Annotated in this window: 16 protein-coding genes and 1 pseudogene; 6 read left to right on the forward strand and 11 right to left on the reverse strand. The window is 72.0% G+C overall.

From position 1 onward, the window contains the following. Positions 1 to 86: 86 nt before the first annotated feature. Both OHS18_RS36690 and OHS18_RS36695 read right to left on the reverse strand, forming a co-directional pair. Positions 87 to 1,454, reverse strand: a complete 1,368-nt coding sequence (locus OHS18_RS36690) for a GntT/GntP/DsdX family permease (RefSeq protein WP_328613854.1) — start codon at positions 1,452 to 1,454, stop codon at positions 87 to 89. Continuing rightward, a complete protein-coding gene (locus OHS18_RS36695) occupies positions 1,451 to 1,945 on the reverse strand; it encodes a gluconokinase (protein ID WP_328444735.1) in 495 nt (164 codons plus the stop codon). The genes OHS18_RS36690 and OHS18_RS36695 overlap by 4 nt, the downstream gene beginning before the upstream one ends. Positions 1,946 to 2,048: 103 nt before the next feature. Here OHS18_RS36695 and OHS18_RS36700 point away from each other — a divergent pair, with 103 nt between their 5' ends. After that, positions 2,049 to 2,741: a FadR/GntR family transcriptional regulator gene (locus OHS18_RS36700; RefSeq protein WP_328613855.1), complete on the forward strand. Its 693-nt coding sequence runs from the start codon at positions 2,049 to 2,051 to the stop codon at positions 2,739 to 2,741. Between the two features lie 397 nt (positions 2,742 to 3,138). After that, positions 3,139 to 4,029: a cobalamin biosynthesis protein CobD/CbiB gene (locus tag OHS18_RS36705; RefSeq protein ID WP_328613856.1), complete on the forward strand. Its 891-nt coding sequence runs from the start codon at positions 3,139 to 3,141 to the stop codon at positions 4,027 to 4,029. Between the two features lies 1 nt (position 4,030). Here OHS18_RS36705 and OHS18_RS36710 read toward each other — a convergent pair whose 3' ends face one another. The 3 genes and pseudogenes from OHS18_RS36710 to OHS18_RS36720 form a co-directional block, all read right to left on the reverse strand. After that, positions 4,031 to 4,654 carry an FMN-binding negative transcriptional regulator gene (locus OHS18_RS36710; RefSeq protein ID WP_328613857.1) on the reverse strand — a complete coding sequence of 208 codons (624 nt, stop codon included), beginning with the start codon at positions 4,652 to 4,654 and terminating at the stop codon, positions 4,031 to 4,033. A gap of 50 nt (positions 4,655 to 4,704) precedes the next feature. After that, positions 4,705 to 5,550 (reverse strand): SURF1 family cytochrome oxidase biogenesis protein, encoded by an 846-nt coding sequence (locus OHS18_RS36715; RefSeq protein WP_328444727.1) that lies wholly within the window; start codon positions 5,548 to 5,550, stop codon positions 4,705 to 4,707. A 60-nt stretch (positions 5,551 to 5,610) separates the two neighbouring features. After that, a pseudogene (locus OHS18_RS36720) lies at positions 5,611 to 6,071 on the reverse strand (low molecular weight protein-tyrosine-phosphatase). Between the two features lie 415 nt (positions 6,072 to 6,486). Between OHS18_RS36720 and OHS18_RS36725 the strand changes: the two are divergent. The 4 genes from OHS18_RS36725 to OHS18_RS36740 all read left to right on the forward strand — a co-directional run bounded on the left by OHS18_RS36725 (position 6,487) and on the right by OHS18_RS36740 (position 11,185). Further along, complete coding sequence (locus OHS18_RS36725; RefSeq protein WP_328444723.1) at positions 6,487 to 7,308, forward strand: Nif3-like dinuclear metal center hexameric protein; 822 nt, start codon at positions 6,487 to 6,489, stop codon at positions 7,306 to 7,308. A gap of 10 nt (positions 7,309 to 7,318) precedes the next feature. Beyond that, positions 7,319 to 8,056 carry a zinc ribbon domain-containing protein gene (locus OHS18_RS36730; RefSeq protein ID WP_328444721.1) on the forward strand — a complete coding sequence of 246 codons (738 nt, stop codon included), beginning with the start codon at positions 7,319 to 7,321 and terminating at the stop codon, positions 8,054 to 8,056. Positions 8,057 to 8,133: 77 nt separating this feature from the next. Beyond that, on the forward strand, positions 8,134 to 9,255 hold the full coding sequence (locus OHS18_RS36735; RefSeq protein WP_328613858.1) for a bifunctional RNase H/acid phosphatase: 1,122 nt from the start codon (positions 8,134 to 8,136) through the stop codon (positions 9,253 to 9,255). Between the two features lie 184 nt (positions 9,256 to 9,439). After that, positions 9,440 to 11,185: a hypothetical protein gene (locus OHS18_RS36740; RefSeq protein WP_328444717.1), complete on the forward strand. Its 1,746-nt coding sequence runs from the start codon at positions 9,440 to 9,442 to the stop codon at positions 11,183 to 11,185. Between the two features lie 143 nt (positions 11,186 to 11,328). On the opposite strand, the gene OHS18_RS36745 is transcribed toward OHS18_RS36740, so the two are convergent. The 6 genes from OHS18_RS36745 to OHS18_RS36770 all read right to left on the reverse strand — a co-directional run bounded on the left by OHS18_RS36745 (position 11,329) and on the right by OHS18_RS36770 (position 17,982). Continuing rightward, positions 11,329 to 11,511: a contact-dependent growth inhibition system immunity protein gene (locus OHS18_RS36745; RefSeq protein WP_328613859.1), complete on the reverse strand. Its 183-nt coding sequence runs from the start codon at positions 11,509 to 11,511 to the stop codon at positions 11,329 to 11,331. A 93-nt stretch (positions 11,512 to 11,604) separates the two neighbouring features. Then, positions 11,605 to 12,846: an SLC13 family permease gene (locus OHS18_RS36750; RefSeq protein ID WP_328613860.1), complete on the reverse strand. Its 1,242-nt coding sequence runs from the start codon at positions 12,844 to 12,846 to the stop codon at positions 11,605 to 11,607. Between the two features lie 75 nt (positions 12,847 to 12,921). After that, on the reverse strand, positions 12,922 to 14,037 hold the full coding sequence (gene sfnG / locus OHS18_RS36755; RefSeq protein WP_328444711.1) for a dimethylsulfone monooxygenase SfnG: 1,116 nt from the start codon (positions 14,035 to 14,037) through the stop codon (positions 12,922 to 12,924). Positions 14,038 to 14,094: 57 nt separating this feature from the next. After that, entirely contained in the window at positions 14,095 to 16,956 is a 2,862-nt protein-coding gene (locus OHS18_RS36760; protein ID WP_328613861.1) for an AAA family ATPase, read from the reverse strand. Positions 16,957 to 16,987: 31 nt separating this feature from the next. After that, entirely contained in the window at positions 16,988 to 17,407 is a 420-nt protein-coding gene (locus OHS18_RS36765; RefSeq protein WP_328613862.1) for a zf-HC2 domain-containing protein, read from the reverse strand. Beyond that, on the reverse strand, positions 17,404 to 17,982 hold the full coding sequence (locus OHS18_RS36770; RefSeq protein ID WP_328613863.1) for a sigma-70 family RNA polymerase sigma factor: 579 nt from the start codon (positions 17,980 to 17,982) through the stop codon (positions 17,404 to 17,406). The genes OHS18_RS36765 and OHS18_RS36770 overlap by 4 nt, the downstream gene beginning before the upstream one ends. Positions 17,983 to 18,100: the final 118 nt, after the last annotated feature.

Genomic DNA, 18,100 nt, shown 5'->3' on the forward strand with positions numbered 1-18,100 from the left:
ACATGTCAACGGTCAGGGTGCCCGAAAGCCGTGAAGGCCTCCTTACCGGCCATAAGAGCCGGTAAGGAGGCCTTCACGGCTTTCGACTAGACCAGCAGCGAGAGCGGCAGGATCAGCGCGATCGCCACCACGGAGATCAGCGTCTCCATCACCGACCAGCTCTTCAGGGTCTCGCCGACCGAGAGCCCGAAGTACTCCTTGACCAGCCAGAACCCCGCGTCGTTGACGTGCGAGAAGAACAACGACCCGGCGCCGATCGCCAGCACCAGCAGGGCGCTGTGCGACGGGTCCATCGTGGCCGCCAGGGGTGCGACGATGCCTGCCGCCGAGACCGTCGCGACCGTGGCCGAGCCCGTGGCCAGGCGGATCGCCACCGCGACCAGCCAGCCGAGCAGGAGCGGGGAGAGGTTCGCGTCCTTGGCCAGGCCCGTGATGACGTCGCCGACACCCGCGTCGACCAGGGTCTGCTTGAAGCCGCCGCCGGCGCCGACGATCAGCATGATGCCGGCGATCGGGCCCAGCGCGTCACCGACCACAGTGGACAGTTTGCCGCGGTCGAGGCCGGCCGGGCGGCCGAGCAGGACCATGCCCACCAGGACCGCCGCGAGCAGCGCGATCAGCGGGTCGCCGATGAAGTCCAGTACCCGGCGGGCCTGGTTTTCCTTGCCCAGCAGGATGTCCGACAGCGCCTTCGCCAGCATGAGCGCGACCGGGAGCAGCACCGTCGTGAGCGTCGCGGCGAAGCTCGGCCGCGGCTTGTCGGTGTCGGCGCGCTCGGGGATGAGCCGCTCCGGCGCCTGCGCGTCCGGGACCAGGCGGGCGGCGAGCTTGCCGAACAGCGGGCCCGCGATGACCAGCGTCGGGATGCCGACCAGCAACCCGAACGCCAGCGTGATCCCGACGTTCGCGTTGAGCGCGCCCGCCGCGGCGAGCGGGCCGGGGTGCGGCGGGACCAGGCCGTGCAGCACCGAAAGCCCGGCGAGAGCCGGAATCCCCAGCAGCATCAACGGTTTCCCGGTGCGCTTCACCGCCAGCAGCACGACCGGGATCAGCATGACCAGGCCGATCTCGAAGAACATCGGCAGCCCGATCAGGGCCGCGACCAGCGCCATCGCCCACGGGAGCGCGGCGCCGCGGGCCTTGCCGAGCACGGTGTCGACGATCTGGTCGGCACCGCCGGAGTCGGCCAGCAGCTTGCCGAGCATCGCGCCGAGCGCGATGAGGATGCCGACCGAGGCGACCGTGCTGCCGACGCCGCTCGAGAAGCTCTTGAGCAGCTTGTCGACCGGCATGCCGGCGGTCAGGCCGAGCACGAGCGAGCCGAGCACCAGCGACAGGAACGGGTGCAGCTTCACCTTGGTGATCAGCACGACGATCACCGCGATGGCGACGACGGTCGCGCCGATCAGCCGGGTGTCGTGGCCGGTCCAGGCGGCGGCGAGGACGGACGTCATGCGTGCTCCCGGAAGGCGGCCAGAGCGGCTTCGGTGATGTGGGCGGGGGTGTCGCGGATGTCGAAGATCGCGCCGGGCTCGTCCGGCTCGAGCGGTTCGAGGTCGGCGAGCTGCGATTCCAGCAGCGACACTGGCATGAAGTGGCCCTTGCGGGTCTTCATGCGCTCGGCGAGCACCTCGCGGTCGCCGTGCAGGTGGGCGAACCAGACGTCGCCGCCCGTGCGCAGGACGTCGCGGTACCGGCGCTTGAGCGCGGACGACGTCACGACGCCACCGGTGTCCTGGTGCGCGCGGATCCAGCCGGCGATGGACTCGAGCCAGGGGGCGCGATCCGCGTCGGTCAGCGGGTGTCCCGCGGTCATCTTGTCGATGTTGGCCTGCGGGTGGAACGAGTCGGCTTCGGCGTATTCGACGCCCAGCGCGTCCGCGAGCGCCGTGCCGGTCGTCGTCTTCCCGGAGCCCGACACGCCCATCACCACGATGACGGTCATCCCGCACCTCCCACTTCGTTGTGCTCGGGTGAGTGAAGCTCAAAAGTACTACTTATTCAAGATTAAGTGCTACTTAATCGAGTCAGTTCGCTAGGTTGGCTGAGTGGGGAACGACAGGCACGACCAGGTCCTGGACGCGCTCGGCACGGCGATCGCGAACGGTTCGCTGCCGCCGGGGACGGTGCTGCGCTCCGAAGAGCTGCAGGAGCGCTTCGGTGCTTCGCGGACGGTAGCGCGCGAAGTCGTCCGAGTGCTCGAGACGATGCGGCTGACCAGCAGCAAGCGGCGCGTCGGGGTGATCGTGCGGGACCCGGGGGAGTGGAACCACTACGACCCGAAGCTGATCCGCTGGCAGCTCGACGGCCCGACCCGGCCGGCCGCCCTGGCCACGCTGAACGAGCTGCGTTCGGCGATCGAGCCGTGCGCGGCGCGTTATGCGGCCCTGCGTGCGACGCCGGAGGAGCGCGGCCGCCTCGGCGCGCTGGGCGAACGGCTGGCGCGGACGGCGAAGGCGCGCGACCTCCCGGCGTTCCTCGGGTTCGACATCGCGTTCCACGACCTGCTGCTCGCCGCGTCCGGGAACCCGATGTTCGCGCAGCTGTCCGAGGTCGTCGCGGAGGTGCTGACCGGCCGGACCGGCCACGGCCTGATGCCCCCGGAGCCCCAGCCCGAGGCAGTGGCCCTGCACCTGGAGGTGGCGGCCGCGGTGGCGGCGGGCGACGCGGACCGGGCCGAGCGCGCGATGCGCGACATCGTGGTCCAGGCGCGGGACGAGATCGCCGCGCTGGTGGAGTGAACCCCGGCCGGGGACCACGCACCTGGTTGTCGGCTTGCGGGGGTTCGGGTGGTGACGCTCGCAGTTCCTCGCCGAGTTGTCTGGTCACGTGAGAACGCCGCACTTGGTCGCTGACTTGCGGGGGTTCGGGTGGTGACGCCTGCAGTTCGTCGCCGAGTTGCGTGGGTCACCCGAGAAGGCCGCACTTCGTCGCCGGTTTGCGGCGGATCGGGTGGCGATGCTTGCAGTTCGGCGTCGAGTGTCTGGGTCACGTGAGAACGCCGCACCTGGCCGCCGGCTTGCGGCTCTCCAGGCCCGCGGGCCGGCGGGCCGGGCGGTTGTCCCGGGGCTGCGGAGGGGTGTTCGCGGGGCGAGTAGCCTCTCCTCGAACTGGACTTTCTTCTGCCGGGGGGCACAGGTGAGCGCGGCGCGCGCGATCGGACTGGTGTTGGGCGTAGCGGCCGACGGCGCCCTCGGCGACCCGCGCCGGCGTCCGCCGGTGACGGCCTTCCGTCGCTTCGGGCCCGCGCCGGGCGCCGCCGTCGCCGTGGCCGCCGTGCTGGGTGGCCTGGTGCTCGAACGCGCCGGCCGGGGCCGTCCGCTGGTGCAGGCCTCCGCGACCGCCGTCACGACCTGGGCGGTGCTCGGCGCGGCCGGGCTGGCCCTGCAGGGCACCGAGCTCGCGCGCGACCTCGAGGAGTGCCGGTTCGAGCCGGCCCGCTCGACACTGTCCGAACTGGACCCCCGCGTCGCCGACGGGCTGGGCCCGGTCGCGCTGTCGCGGGCGTCGGTGGAAACGTTGGCGGAGAACACTTCCGACGCCGTCGTCGCGCCCCTGGTGTGGGGCGCGGTGGCGGGCGTCCCGGGCCTGCTCGGCGCGCGGGCGGTCAGTCTGCTGCGTCGCACGCGCGGCGGCCGTCCCGGGCACTGGGCGCTCGACCGCCTCGACGAGCTCGTCCACCTGGTCCCGACCCGCGTCGCGGCGGGCCTGACCGTGCTGGCGGCCCCGGTGGTCGGCGGCTCGGCGGGCGGCGCTTGGCGCGCGTGGCGTCGCGACACGATCGCGCACCCCAGCCCCAACGCGGGCCGCGTGGAGGCGGCGTTCGCGGGAGCGCTGGAGATCCGCGTCGGCGGCCGGACGGTGTACCCGCACGGCATCGAGGAACGCCCGGTGCTGGGCGTCGGCCGCAATCCGGACGCGGGTCACGTGACCCGCGCGGTGGAGCTGTCCCGGGTGGTCGGCTGGCTGGCCGGCGTGACGTCGGTGCTGCTCGCCGTGGTCGCGGGCCTCTGGCGCCGCTCGCGCTGAGTCAGCCGCGGCGGCGCAGTTGTGTCAACGCCGCCGCGTCCAGCCGTCCGTCCCGTTCGGCCAGCCGGGCGCCGATCCGCTCGCGGTCCTCTTCCGTCCGGTTGCCGCCGAACTTGAACTTCGCGCGCACGCCCGTGATCGTGAACTCGATCCCGCGGATCCCCGGCAGCAGCCGCCGGTCCGGCTCGTCCGTCGCGCTCACCGGGGCGCGGGCGCCGTCCGTCTCGAAGTGCCGGAGTTGCTTGTCCAGCAAGGAAGCCTTCGCCGCCGGGTCGTCGACCAACCGGACGTCGCCCTCGAGCTGGACCGTCGCGTAGTACGACGTCGGCACGCCGCGAGCCGGATCGGCGCCGGCAGCCGTGTTCCAGTCCGCGCGGATGTAGGTGTAGTCGTCGACCACCGTCAGCAGCGCGCGCGGGTGCTCCTCCAGCAGCGGCCAGATCGGGTTGGGCCGGGCCAGGTGGGTGACGATCGTGCGGTCGCCGTCGTAGGCGAAGTGCGCGGGCGTGACCATCGGCAGGTCACGGCCGGTGCCACCGGCGATCAGCTGGCCGAAGTCGTGGCCGGCCAGCCAGTCCCGCCACTCGGCGTCGTCCTTCGCGGCGTCCCAGGGGTGGATCAGCATGAACCCAGTATGAAGACCACAAGTGGCCTCGCCACAGGTCCATTTCCGGCCTACTTCGAAGGGCCACTTTCGGCGTACTCGGCCTCGTCCTCGGCCAGGATCTCCGAGACGGACTTCCGCCGCGTCCGCTCGCCCGGCTCCTTCGGCGTGGTCAGCGCCCCGCCCGGCTTCAGCTCGCGCACGGTGAAGTACAGCCAGCCGAGCACCGCCATCGCGCCGAACGCGATCCACTGCAGCGCGTAGGAGAAGAACGGCCCCGAGTCGGTCTGCGGCAGCGGCAGCGCGCCCAGCACGCCGGGCTGGCCGGCGTCGAGCTGGAAGTAGCCGGGCCGGATGTCGAGCTTGCCCGCCCGCGCGACGACCTTCGAGTCGACGACGTAGCTCTGCAGCCGCCCGCCGGTCGACGCGTCGGCGAACGCGTCGCGGTTCTTCGGGTCGGTCTCGTCGGCGCGCACCCGCGCGGTGACCTGCACGGTCCCGCCCGGCGCCGGCGCGAAGGGCAGCGCGCCGGACTTGCTGTCGAGCTTGACGTACCCGCGGTCGATCAACGCGACCGTGCCGTCGGTGGTCCGCAGCGGCGTCAGCACCTCGAACGCGCCCTCGCCCTGGACGGTCCGCAGCCGGGCGACGACCTCCTTGTCGGGGAGGTACTGGCCGGTGATCGACACGAGGTGCCATTCGGTGCGCTGATCGGGCACAGCGTCCGGCGCCAGCAGCTGATCGAGCGGCACCGGCGCGGCGGTGAACGACGTCTCGAGCGAGGAGTTCTGCTGCTCGCGCTCGGTGTTGCGGCCGAACTGCCACGGCGACAAGAGCGTGAAGCAACAGACGGCGAAGGCGAACACCACCACCGTCAGAGCCAGCCACCCGGGCCGGAGCAGGAACCGCAACCGCACCCCTCCACGGTAGGCCGTGCCGGGTCCGCCCCGCCCGCCGACCTCGCCGAATGTGACGTGTCAGGGGCGCGAACGCACCCAATCCAGCAAACCGGGCACCGAGCGTTCGATCATGCCGAGGACGTCCTCGAAACCGTCGTCGCCGCCGTAGTACGGGTCCGGCACCTCGGCGCCGTCCGGGGCCGACGGGTCGAACGACCGCAGCAGCCGCACCTTCGCCGGATCGTCGACGCGGGCCCGCAGGAACTCGGCGTGCCCCTGGTCGGCGGCGAGCAGGAGGTCGGCTTCGAGGTCGTCTTCGGTCACCTCGGACGCGACGTGCCGGGTCGGGTAGCCGTGGGCCTCGAGGGTCGCCCGGGCCCGCTTGTCGGCGGGTTCCCCTTCGTGCCAGCCGCCGGTCCCGGCACTGGTGACGCGGACGACGTCGGTGAGCCGGGCGTCACCCAGCGCGGCTGGAAGACCAGCTCGGCCATCGGGGAACGGCAGATGTTGCCGGAGCAGACGAAGACGATGTGGGTCACGTCCACGAGCGTAACCAGCGGGTTCACCCGTCACCCGCCCGCTCGGCGGTACCACCCGGCCGCTCCCGGCACCTAGCGTCGATCACGCGAGGACGCGAACCGGAAGGAGAGCGATCATGCACGGGTGCTGCTCGAAGTGCACCGGCCAGGGCTGCGGCTGCTGCGGCAACTGCAACTGACCCCCGCACGGCGCTCGCGGCGGCGTTGACCCGCCGCCGGGGCGCCCCTTAACTTCGCGTCGGCCGGGATCGCCGCCGGGTGCGTGTCCCAGCGGGCGTACCGCCCCGCCGGCCGACCTTGTCCGCCTCGATGTGCCGTACTGGTGGCCGGCAGGGACGCGGAGTCCAAGAGGACCACCGTCCCGAGCCAGGACCGAAGGTTCACGGCCCGAAACGCCCCGTGCGAAGATCGCCGGATGCCCGCCCTTTCCGAAGTCATCACCGTGCTGGAGCAGGCGTACCCGCCGGCGCTCGCCGAGTCGTGGGACGCCGTCGGCCTCGTCTGCGGCGACCCGGCCGAGTCCGTGACGCGCGTGCTCTTCTGCGTCGACCCCGGCGCCGAGACCCTCGACGAAGCCGCCGAACTCGGCGCGCAGCTGATCGTCGCGCACCACCCGCTGCTGCTGCGCGGGGTGCACGGCGTTCCCGCCGACACGGCGAAGGGCGCGCTCGTGCACCGGATGATCCGCGCGGGGATCGCGCTCTACTGCGCGCACACCAACGCCGACTCCGCCGATCCCGGCGTCTCCGACGCGCTCGCCGAGGCGATCGGCCTGCGTGTCCTCCGGCCCCTCGACCCGAAGCCGGACGGTGTCACGGGTATCGGCCGGATCGGCGAACTGCCGGCGCCGGAACCGTTCGGTGCCTTCGTCCAGCGCGTCGCGGACGCCCTGCCCGCGACCGTCCCGGGGGTGCTCGGCGCGGGCGAGGCGGACCGCTTGATCCGCACCGTCGCCGTCTCCGGCGGGGCCGGGGACTCGTACCTGAAGCAGGCCACCGAAGCCGGGGTCGACGCCTACGTCACCGCCGACCTGCGGCATCACCCGGCGGGTGAGCACCTGGCGCACCCGGGCCCGGTGCCCGCGCTGGTCGGGCTGACCCACTGGGCCAGCGAATGGCCCTGGTGCAGGCAAGCCTCGGCGGTCGTGGCCAAGGCGTTTGCGGGTAACGTCGACAGCCACGTCTCCACGCGGTGCACCGACCCGTGGAACGTCCGCGCCGAGCGCACATCGAATTAAGAGGAGCACCGTGAAGGCCGAACCCGCCGTGCAGCGCCAGCTGCTCGAGCTCGCCAAGGTGGACGCCGAGCTCTCGCGCACCGCGCACCGCCGCCGCACCCTGCCCGAACTGGCCGAAATCGACGCCGGCGAGACGACCGTCCGCGACCGCCGGGACGCGCTCGTGTCGGTGGAGACCGCCGCGTCCGACCTGGACCGCGAGGTCGCCCGGCAGGAGAAGGAGATCGAGTCGGTGCGCGCTCGCGAGGATCGCGACCGCAAGCTCCTGGCGTCCGGCTCCGTGAACTCCAAGCAGATGACCGACATCGAGCACGAGCTGCAGACCCTGCAGCGCCGGCAGAGCGCGCTGGAAGACGACCTCCTGGAGCTGATGGAGCAGCGCGAGGCACTGGGCCTGGACGCCCAGCGCACCAGCGCCGAGGTCGCCAAGGCCGAGACCGAGGTCGCCGCCGCGATCATCCGCCGCGACGAGGCGTTCAAGGACCTCGACACCATCCGCGCCCGCCGCGACGAGGACCGCGCGAAACTGCTGCCGCGCTTCCCGGAGCCGCTGCTGAAGCTGTACGAGCGCGTCCGCGAGCACAAGGGGATCGGCGCCGCGCTGCTGCGCGCCCGCCGGTGCGGCGCCTGCCAGCTGGAGCTGGACCGCAACACCGTCAACGAGATCAAGGGCGGCCCCGAGGACGACGTCGTGCAGTGCGAGAACTGCGGCGCGATCCTGGTCCGGACCGTGGAGTCCGGCCTGTGACCGAGCACGGTGATTCCGGGGGTGCGCCCCCCGGACCCCGCCCGGGGGGCTCCGCCCCCGCGGACCCCCCGAAGCATGTGGTCATCGAGGCCGACGGCGGATCCCGGGGCAACCCGGGCCCCGCCGGGTACGGCGCGGTGGTCAAGGACGCCGCGACCGACGAGGTCCTGGCCGAGCGCAAGGAAGGCCTCGGCGTCGTCACCAACAACGTCGCCGAGTACCGCGGCCTGATCGCCGGGCTGGCCGCCGCGGCCGAGCTCGGAGCGTCCACTGTGGACGTACGGATGGACTCGAAGCTCGTGGTGGAGCAGATGTCCGGGCGCTGGAAGATCAAGCACCCGGACATGCAGCCGCTCGCCGCGCAGGCCACGGAACTGGCCGCGGGGTTCTCCCGCGTCGGCTACCAGTGGATCCCGCGCGCGGAGAACTCCCACGCGGACCGGCTGGCCAACGAAGCCATGGACGCGGCCACCGGCAAGCCGGCCGCCGGGAAGCCGTCCCCGGCCACGCCGAAGCTGCCGACCCGGAAGCCGGACCGCGCGGCGGTGGCCTGGACCGGCGCGCGCGGCACCCCGACCCGGCTGCTCCTGCTGCGCCACGGCCAGACGGAGATGTCGGCGTTGCGGCGCTACTCCGGCCGCGGCGACGTCCCGCTCACCGAGCTGGGCCGCGCGCAGGCCGCCGCGGCGGCGAAGCGGCTGGCCGCGACCGAAGGCCTGATCGTCGATGGCGAAGCGGTCCCGATCATCTCCTCGCCGCTCACCCGCACGAAGCAGACCGCGCAGGCCGTCGCCGACGCGCTCGGCGGCCGCGTCGAGACCCACCCCGGCCTCATCGAGACCGACTTCGGCGAGTGGGAAGGGCTGACGTTCGCCGAGTCCGCCGACCGCGACCCGGAGCTGCACCGCTCCTGGCTGGGCGACAGCTCGATCCCGCCGCCCGGCGGGGAGAGCTTCGACGTCGTCCACCAGCGCGTCCGCAAGGCCCGCGACGAGCTGCTCGCCGAGCACGGCGGCCGGACGCTGGTGCTGGTCAGCCACGTGACGCCGATCAAGACGCTGCTGCGGATGGGCCTGGACGCCGGGCCGTCGCTGCTGTTCCGGCTGCACCTGGACCTGGCGTCGCTGTCGATCGTCGAGTTCTACCCGGACGGCAACGCGTCGGTCCGGCTGGTGAACGACACCTCGCACCTGAGCTGACCGGGCCTGATTGTGGGGTGGATCACGCTCAACGGCGACGCGTGGCCGACCCCCGATGGGGTATTGGCTACAGTGGCTCGACCGCGGCGCCGCGGCGGTGGGCCCGGCCTCGGGTCCATTCATGGGGCGCCGGCTCGTGCGTAACCCACCGGCAGAGGCCTGCGGGCGGAACAGTGACGAGGACATGACGGCTAGCGCACTCACCGAGACTTCCCAGAGCGACGTCCCCGACGACCCCGTGGCGACCACCACGACACGGGGCTGGGGCGCGCGCCTGGCGCCGGTACTGGCCGTGCTCGCCGGGGTCGCCGCCGTCGCGGTGCACGCCGCCCGCTACGGCCACTGGATCGTCGACGACGCCGCCATCACCTTCTCCTACGCCCGCAGCTTCGCCGACGGCCTCGGCCCGGTGCTGCAGCCGGGCGCGCCGCCGGTCGAGGGCTTCTCCGACCCGACGTGGATGGTGCTGCTCGGCGTCGGCAAGCTCGTCGGCCTCTTCGACCACGGCCTGCTCTTCGGCCTGCCCGACTACGTGCTGTTCCCGAAGCTGCTGGGCCTGCTGTTCACCGGCGGCGTCCTCACCGCCTGCTACATCGCCGCGAAGCAGATCTTCACGCGCTTCGCGTGGCTCGCCACGCTGGTCGCCGGCCTCACGCTGGCGACCATCCCGTCGTTCGTCATCTGGGTCGTGTCCGGCCTGGAGAACTCGCTGTTCGCGTTCGTCGTCGTCACGCTGGCCGTGACGCTGTTCGTCTCGGTGAAGCGCGACAAGCTGCTGACCCCGAAGGTCGCGCTGTGGGCCGGCGTGCTGGTCGCGTTCGCCGCGCTGACCCGGCCGGAAGGCCTGATCTACGCGGGCGCGTACCCGCTGGCCGCGCTGTTCCTGCTGCGCGACGGCCTGTTCTGGAAGAGCTTCCGGCTGGCGCTGCTGTCGGTGGCCGCGTTCGCCGTCCCGTTCGGCGCGTACGTCGTCTGGCGGTATTCCGAGTTCGGCAGGCTGCTGGCCAACCCGTCGGTCGCCAAACAACAGGGTCTGCCCGGGTTCGACGCGCTGAAGCGCCCCTTCGAACTGGCCGAGTACGCGGGCTGGGCCGGCGTGGTCCTGCTCGTGCTGGTGATCGTGTTCGCACTGGTCAAGGCGCCGTGGCGGCGTTCGCTGATCGCGCTGCTGGTGCCGCTGGGCCTCGGGATCGTCGCGTACGGCGTGATGGTCGCCGACTGGATGTACCAGAGCCGGTTCGCCAGCCCGATCTGGCCGCTGGCGGTCATCGCGGGCACGCTCGCGGCCGGTGAGCTGCTGAAGCACCGCCGGGCGCTGCTGCGGATCGGGATCGTCGTGGTCCTGGTGGCCGCGTTCGTCCCGTCGGCCGTGGGGTTCGCCCAGGCCGCGGACAAGTTCGCGAAGAACCCGAACATCACCGCGTGCCTGGTCGCGGACCGCTTCGGCCGCGGCTTCAACACGTACGCGGACATCCTGGGCCTGCAGAAGGCGTCACTGCTGCTGCCGGACCTCGGCGGCTCGTCGATGACCAGCCGGCTCGAGCTGGTGGACATGGCCGGCCTGGTCAACAAGCCGATCGCCGACCTGGTCCACGACAACGACCTGGCGGGCCTGCGCAACTACGTGTTCGACACGGTCAAGCCGACGTTCATCCACTCGTGGGGCCCGTGGGCCGCGGGCAACGGCATCGCGCTCGACCCGCGCCTGGACCGCGACTACGTCCTGATCTACGCGTCGCCGATCGAGGGCCTGCGCAACGGCGACTGGGTCCGCCGCGACGCGGTGACCGACCCGGCCAAGCTGAAGGCGGCCCAGGACTACGCGAAGGTGACGATCCCGGCCGTGGCCGCGGACCGCTTCGGCGGCCCGCTGGACGACTGCGGCGCGACGATGAAGCCGGGCCAGACCCTGACGGTCCCGAACAACTGATCAGCCGGCGCGGAAGGCGGAGATCCGCCGCCGAACGTGGTCCGGTGGTGCGACGAGGTCGTCCAGCCGTTCGATCCGTTCGACCACGGCCGACGCCCGCCTGAATTCGGGAACGTGCTCCGGCCAGTACGCCCGCGGGAGCTTCAGCACGGCGGTGAGCAGGTCGCCGGGGTAGAAGTCGCCTTCCGCGCGGGATCCTCCTCCAGGAGGGTCAGCGCGGCAGGCACCAGCACGTCGACGCTCTCCTGATGCAGCAGGAGGACGCGAAGGTCTTCGGTGCTCAAGGTGCCCAGCGGCTTGCGGCGGAGTTCGTGAACGGTCCTCACCAACCTGGTCGCGTCGGCGGGAGGGCGCCCCACGAGCGGCCTTCGAGCTGCTCGAGGGTGAGCGATGCGTCGGCGTCCCTTGCTCCTCGTCGATCAGCTGGCGACGGTGAGGCCCAGCCACAGCGCCACCGTCGCCGCGGCCAGGCACAACGGTGTCGTCAACGCCCCCAGTGTGTGGAACGTCTTCGCCGACGGGTGGCGCGGCAGCGCCCGGCGCCACAGCAGCGTCGCCAGCGACCCCAGGTAGCTCGCGTTCGGGCCGATGTTGACGCCCAGCAGCACCGCCAGCAGCACCCCCGGCGCCGGGTGCGTGCCCAGGACCGACAGCAGGATCAGCGTCGCCGGCAGGTTGTTGACCAGGTTGGCCAGCAACGCCGCCACGGCGGCCGCCAGCAGGAGGTCCACCAAGCTCGTCGACGTCGGCAGCACGTTCCGCAGCAGGCCGCCGAGCAGGTGCTCCGACACCGCCTCGACCACCACCGCCAGGCCCAGCACGAACAGGCACAGCTGCGGCGCCGCCTCGCTGATCAGCTGCCACGGCTTGATCTTGCCCCGGACCAGGGCGCGCACGCCGAGGACCAGGGCGGCCGCCGTCGCGATCCAGACCGGCTCGACGTGGCCCAGCGGGCCCAGCCCGAAGCCGACCAGCGTCAGCGCCAGGACGACCAGCGCGAACGTCGGCGTCTCCAGGTGCCGGCGCGGCTCCGCCGTCTCCCGCGGCTTCAGATCCGTGGCGAAGAACCGCAGGAACACGAGCAGTTCGATGCCGATCGTGACCAGCCACGGCAGCGCCATCAACGCCGTGAACCCGGCGAACGTCAGCCCGGACGCCGCGAAGGCCAGCAGATTGGTCAAATTGGACACCGGCAGCAGCGTCGACGCGGAGTTCGCCAGGTGCACGCAGGCGTAGGCGTGCGGCCGCGCGGGCATCTTCAGGCTCGACGCCGTCGCGAGGACCACCGGGGTGAGCAGGACGACCGTGGCGTCCAGGCTGAGGACCGCCGTCACGCCGGCCGCCGCGGCGAACGTCAGCACCAGCAGCCGCTTCGGCTTGCCGTGGCACGCCTCGGCGAGACGGTTGCCGAGCCAGTCGAACACGCCGTCCACACTGGCCAAAAAGGACAGCAGGAGGATCGCGGCCAGGAAGCCGAGCGTCGGCAGGATCTCGAGCGCCCGGTGCCCGGCCGCGGCCGGGCGCACCAGCCCGAGCAGCAGCGCCAGCCCCGCCGCCGGCACCGCGGCGACCGCTTCCGGCCAGCCGCGCGGTCGGACGATCGCGAAAACCAGCACCCCGGCCAGGAGCGCCAGGCTCGCGGCACCCGCCCACAAGTTCACTCGCTCACGCTAGCCGGAGCGCCGTGAAGGGCACCCTCAGGGACCCAGTGTCCCTGAGGGTGCCCTTCAGGACATTCAGACGCCCAGGGGTTCGGGGGTGGCGGCGCCGCGGGCGAGCTCGCGTTCCTTCTCCCGGATCACCGGCAGGACGTGCTCGCCGAAGTGCTCGACGTCCTCCAGGTAGTGCAGGAAGCCGAGCAGCAGCAGGTTCGCCCCGCGCCGCTTGTACTCGATGGCGCGGTCGGCGATCTGCTCCGGCGTGCCGATCAGCCGGGTGCGGAAACCGTCGTTGTACTGCACGAGGTCCTCGAACTCCGAGTCCGCCCACATGCCCTTGGTGTCCGAAGTGGACTTACCGGCCTGCTTGACGGCGTTGCGGAAGCCCTCGACGGCGGGGCGGTTGGCCTTGTCGACGATCTCGCGCAGCACGGCCTTCGCTTCGCTCTCGGTCTCCCGGGCGATGAGGAAGCCGTTCAGTCCGAATCGGACGGTGTGGTCGTTCTCCGCGGCGTACCCGTTCACCTCCGCGACCTGCTCGCTGAAGCCGTCGAAGTCCTTGCCGTTGCTGAAGTACCAGTCCGAGACGCGGCCGGCGAGCTTGCGCGCCGCCGTCGAGTTGCCGCCCTGGAAGATCTCCGGGTGCGGCGAGACGACCGGCTTCGGCTTGATGTCGAAGTCGTGTATCCGGTAGAAGTCGCCGCGGAACTCGGCGTGGTCGTTCGTCCAGAGTTCCCGCAGGACGCGGATGAACTCCTCCGACCGCCGGTAGCGCTCGTCGTGCTCGAGCCAGGCTTCGCCGAGACCGGTGAACTCGTCCTTGAACCAACCGCTCACGACGTTGACCGCGGCGCGCCCGCCGGAGATGACGTCGGCGCTCGCGATGAACTTCGCCAGCACGCCGGGGTGCCACAGGCCCGGGTGCACCGCCGCGATCACCTTCAGCCGCTCGGTGGCGAGCAGCAGCGCCAGGCTGAACCCGGTCGACTCGTGCTGGTACGCGGCGCCGTAGCTGGCGGTGTAGCGCACCTGGGAGAGGGCGTACTCGAACCCGTTGTTCTCGGCGAGCACCGCCAGTTCGCGGTTGTACTCGTAGCCCCAGTCCGTGCGCTGCTCGATGTCGCTCGTGACGAGCCCGCCGCTCACGTTCGGGACCCAGTAGGCGAATTTCAGAGGTTCCTCGGGCGAAGACATGGCCCGAGTAGAGCAACGACGCCGGGGGCGGTCAACGCGCGTCCACGCGGTGGGACTTCACCCGCCGCGGTGGGACTTCGCCAGCGCGCCACCGAGTTCCGCTCGCCCCGGGATGCCCAGTTTCCGGTACGCGCCCGACAGGTGCAGCTCGACCGTGCGCCGGGTCAGGTGCAGCGCCGTCGCGATCTCGCGGTTCGTCAGGCCCTGCGCGGCCATCACCGCGATGCGGTTTTCCTGGCGCGTCAAGCCGTGCTCGTTGTCCTTCGCCGGGGTCAACGCGCGCCGGGACGACCGCAGCTCCTCCGCCGCGCGCCGCGCGAGCGGACGCGCGCCGCAGTGCTCGCTCAGCTCGACGGCCTGCCGCAACGTCTCGATGGCCTTTTCGGACTGACCGTGGTGCGACTGCAGCGAGCCGAGCTCGGTCAGCGCCGTCGCCAGCTGCAGGCGGGCCGGCGACGCGCTCAGCGTCGCGATCGCCTTGGTCAGGGACCGCTCGGCTTCGTCGTCCTCGCGGACGAGCCCGATCGTCGTGAGCGCCGTGCCGAGCGGGCGCGCCGCACCCCAGCGGGTCGCCGCGGACAGGTCCTCTTCGGCCAGCCGGGCCGCGTCCTCGGCCTGGCCGAGCGCGAGCGCCGCGCGGGCGGCGTGCGCGCGCCACGGCACGAACCCGGGGAACCGCATGCCGTGGTGCGCGAGCCGCCGGCCGCAGCTGAGCAGGTCCTCGAACCCGAAGCGGGTGTAGCCGGTGGCGACACGCAGGCGGCCGCGCGCGTACAGCAGGGACGTGTGGGTGAACAGGCCCTGGCTGGCGACGAAGTCCATCCGGTCCAGCAACGACGTCGCCGCCTCGAAACGGCCGAGGTCGACCCAGCACTCGACGAGCTTCGCCGCGCACAGCACGCCGACCGGGCAGGTCGTCGTCGCGCCGCGCTCGTCGAACCGCCGCAACAGCGACTCGAAGTGCACGCTGGCCCGCTGCAGGTCGCCGCCGGCCTGCAGCGCGATCCCGCGGGCCAGGGTCGGCAGCGCGCCCTGCGGCACGTGCACGTCCCACGGCTCGCGCTCGACGTCGAGGACCCGGCACAGCCGGTCGACGAGCGTCGGCTCGTCCGCGAGCACCGCGGTGGCCAGGGTGAAGAAGTAGTGCTGCTCGAACAGGTCGCCGTCGTCGCCGGCCAGCTCGCGAGCGCTCCGGGAGGGGGAGTCCTCGGTCCGGGGCGGCGCCCCGGCCTGCCCCAGCGCGTCGGCGAAGTGCGCGATCGCGTCCCGCGCCGACTCGCCGCTGCGGACCGTGTCGAGCGCCAGCAGGGCCGAGCGGCTCCGGCGTGCGGCCGGGTCGGTCAGCGGCGCCCACTGCTCCTCGAAGTCGCGGAACTCCGGCGGCGGCCCGAGCCGGCTGCCGGCCTCGGCGAGGTAGGTCATGCTCAGCAGTGGCCAGACGGCGTCCGGGCCGCCGGCGTCGAGCCGCGCCGCGATCTGGCCGGCCGCGCTGATCGCGAGCCGGGCGTCCTGACCGCCGCACAGCGAGAGCAGCATGGCGTTGGCGATGAACCCGGCCGTCTCGCGACGGCCGATGTTGTCGACGGCCTCGCGCACCCGCACCGCGGCCGCCGGCGGGTCGAGCTGGAACTCGGCGTGCGCCAGCTGCAGCAGCACGGCCACCCGCCGCCCGGAGCTCAGCCGCTCGTCGAGCGCGCGCCGCAGGTGCCGCGAGGCCAGTTCGGCCTCGCCGGCGAACAGCGCGTTGCGCGCGCTCAGCCGCAGCACGTCGACGCCCCAGGGGATCCGGATCGCGGTGGCGTCGAGCAGGTGCGCGGCGACGCGCTCGATCGGCGCGCCGGTCTCCGCCAGCAGCTTCGCCGCCCGCGCGTGGCTGACCGCCCGCGTCGTCTGCGGCATGTCCTTCAGCACGGAGTTGCGGACGAAGGTGTAGGTCAGCGCCGGCCGGCTGCTGTTGTCGAGCACGTGCAGCCGGACCATGGTGTCGATCGCCTGCAGCGCGTCGAGCTCGTCGACGCCGGCGAGCTGGGCCAGCAGGTCGAAGCTCGCGTCCTCGCCGGCGATCGCGGCCGCGTGCAGGATCGCCGGGGCGTGCGGGAACTCGTGCATCCGGGTGTGGAGGACCTGGCCGATCAGCGAGGAGCCGAGCGCGCGCGGGTCCGCGCCGGGCAGCAGCCGCGGGCGCAGCGCGTGCAGCAGGTACGGGTTGCCGCCGGTGGCCTCGCGGCAGGTGGAAGCCAGCTCGCCGGGGGCGAGGCCGAGGATCTCCGCGGCGGCCGCGTCGCCGAGGCCGTTCAGCGTGATCGTGGCCGGGGTGCAGCCCGCCATCTCCAGCAGGGCCACGTCGCGGTGGGGCGGGTGCCCGATCAGGGACGTGAGGACGATCAGCACGGGCAGGTCGAGCACGCGGTGCCGGATGTAGGCGAGGCACCGCATCGACCAGGCGTCGGCGAGGTGCACGTTGTCGATGCCGAGGAACAGCGGGCCGCGCTCGGCCGCGTCGCGGACGAGGTGGAAGAAGAGTTCGAGCGCTTCGCTCTCGCCGGCCGGGCCGCACAGGTCGGCGGCGTGCGGGGTGCGCGGGCGAGGTGAGGCGGGGTCTTCGGTGCTGTTTTCCAGGGCGTCGGCCAGCTGCCGGGCCAGCCCGCCGGACAGGTGGCTCTCGAGCCGGGACCCGGTGGCGATCGCGACGGCGAAGCCCGAGTCCGCGGCCAGCGCCGCGGCGGCGCGCAGCGTGGCGCTCTTGCCCATACCGAACTCGCCGACCAGCACCGCGCTGGCCGCCGTACCGCCCAGCACGACCGGGAAAAGCCTGGTCAAGCGGCTGAGTTCGGGCTCGCGGCCGGGGAGCCGCGTAGCCGGACGCTTCGGTACCGAAGCCCCGCTGACGGGGTTCTCGGGATTTACTTCGGTATCCACCGTAAGGACTTTCATGTTGGGTTCGGGCAGACTACCGGTAACCGGCCGACCTCGGGAGAACCCGCAGGTGGGCGCCGGTGCCGGCGACGACCTGAGCAGGGGAGACGATGGACGCAGAGGCTGCGAACCCGTCCTTCCCGAAGGCCGCGCCCCACGCGCACAAGGCCGTCACGACGACGCCTGAAGCCAGCAGCACGAGCGTGCCGGTCGCCGAACCGGGCCGCTGCCCGCCGAACCGGCACGACTTCCGGCGCCGGGCCGTCCCGTCACCCGGGGGCAGGTAGCCGAGCTCGGCCGCCCGTGCCAGCGCGCCGGTCACCGAGCGGAACTCGGCGACGCGGACCCGGCAGCGGGCGCACCCGTCCAGATGCGCCTCGAATTCCGCCGGATCGTCGAGGACGCCGAGCCCGTAGGCCGCGGCGTCCCGGTGTGCCCCTTTCCCCGCCTTCATCGCACCGTCACTTCCCCGAGCGCCTTCCGCAATTGCCGCATCGCCGTGTACAACCGCGATTTCACGGTTCCCTCCGGAATTCCGAGAATGGTCGCCGCCTGTCGAACCGTATTTCCGGCGAGGTAGGTCTCGGAGATGACGGACTGATATTTCTCGTCCAGTTCCGTCAATGCGCGGGAAATCGTTAGTGCTGCTAACGAACTGTCGGTGCGGTCGGCTGTCTCGGCGTTTTCCGGGATCTCCAGAGCGACCTCCTGCGGGCGTACCCGGCGATTCCGCCAGCCGTCGATGACGATCCGGCGGGCCACCGTGAGCAGCCAGCCCCGCAGCATGCCGGGCTCGCGTTCGAGGGTGTCGGAGTGTTGCCAGGCGCGGATCATGGTCTCCTGCACCACATCCTCGGTCCACTGCCGGTCGTAGTTGGTGAGGGACAACACCTGGCTGAACAGGGTGGCGCGGAAGTTTTTGTACAGCAACGGGATCAGATCGTCCGCCGGGTCATCGGCGAGGACGGCCGCGGCGGCGGACGAGGAGTGGCCGGTGGGGCCGAGACCTGTTCTGCCCAGTGCTTCCATAAAGCTCGCAACCTCACCTGACTGGCGGACCGTAGGGCTTGCAGATCGTAGCGCAGAACCACTTAATAGGCCATATGCATCAGTTTCTCCGGCTATTCGGGTCCCGGTCGCTACGGCG

It is taken from the genome of Amycolatopsis sp. NBC_00355 (assembly GCF_036104975.1).
Lineage (GTDB): Bacteria > Actinomycetota > Actinomycetes > Mycobacteriales > Pseudonocardiaceae > Amycolatopsis.

Excerpts from the sequence above, each read along its gene's own strand:
- OHS18_RS36770 (WP_328613863.1), bottom strand. The coding sequence starts at position 17,982 with ATGGAAGCACTGGGCAGAACAGGTCTCGGCCCCACCGGCCACTCCTCG.
- OHS18_RS36690 (WP_328613854.1), bottom strand. The coding sequence starts at position 1,454 with ATGACGTCCGTCCTCGCCGCCGCCTGGACCGGCCACGACACCCGGCTG.
- OHS18_RS36740 (WP_328444717.1), top strand. The coding sequence starts at position 9,440 with ATGACGGCTAGCGCACTCACCGAGACTTCCCAGAGCGACGTCCCCGAC.
- OHS18_RS36695 (WP_328444735.1), bottom strand. The coding sequence starts at position 1,945 with ATGACCGTCATCGTGGTGATGGGCGTGTCGGGCTCCGGGAAGACGACG.
- sfnG (WP_328444711.1), bottom strand. The coding sequence starts at position 14,037 with ATGTCTTCGCCCGAGGAACCTCTGAAATTCGCCTACTGGGTCCCGAAC.
- OHS18_RS36725 (WP_328444723.1), top strand. The coding sequence starts at position 6,487 with ATGCCCGCCCTTTCCGAAGTCATCACCGTGCTGGAGCAGGCGTACCCG.
- OHS18_RS36710 (WP_328613857.1), bottom strand. The coding sequence starts at position 4,654 with ATGCTGATCCACCCCTGGGACGCCGCGAAGGACGACGCCGAGTGGCGG.
- OHS18_RS36765 (WP_328613862.1), bottom strand. The coding sequence starts at position 17,407 with ATGAAGGCGGGGAAAGGGGCACACCGGGACGCCGCGGCCTACGGGCTC.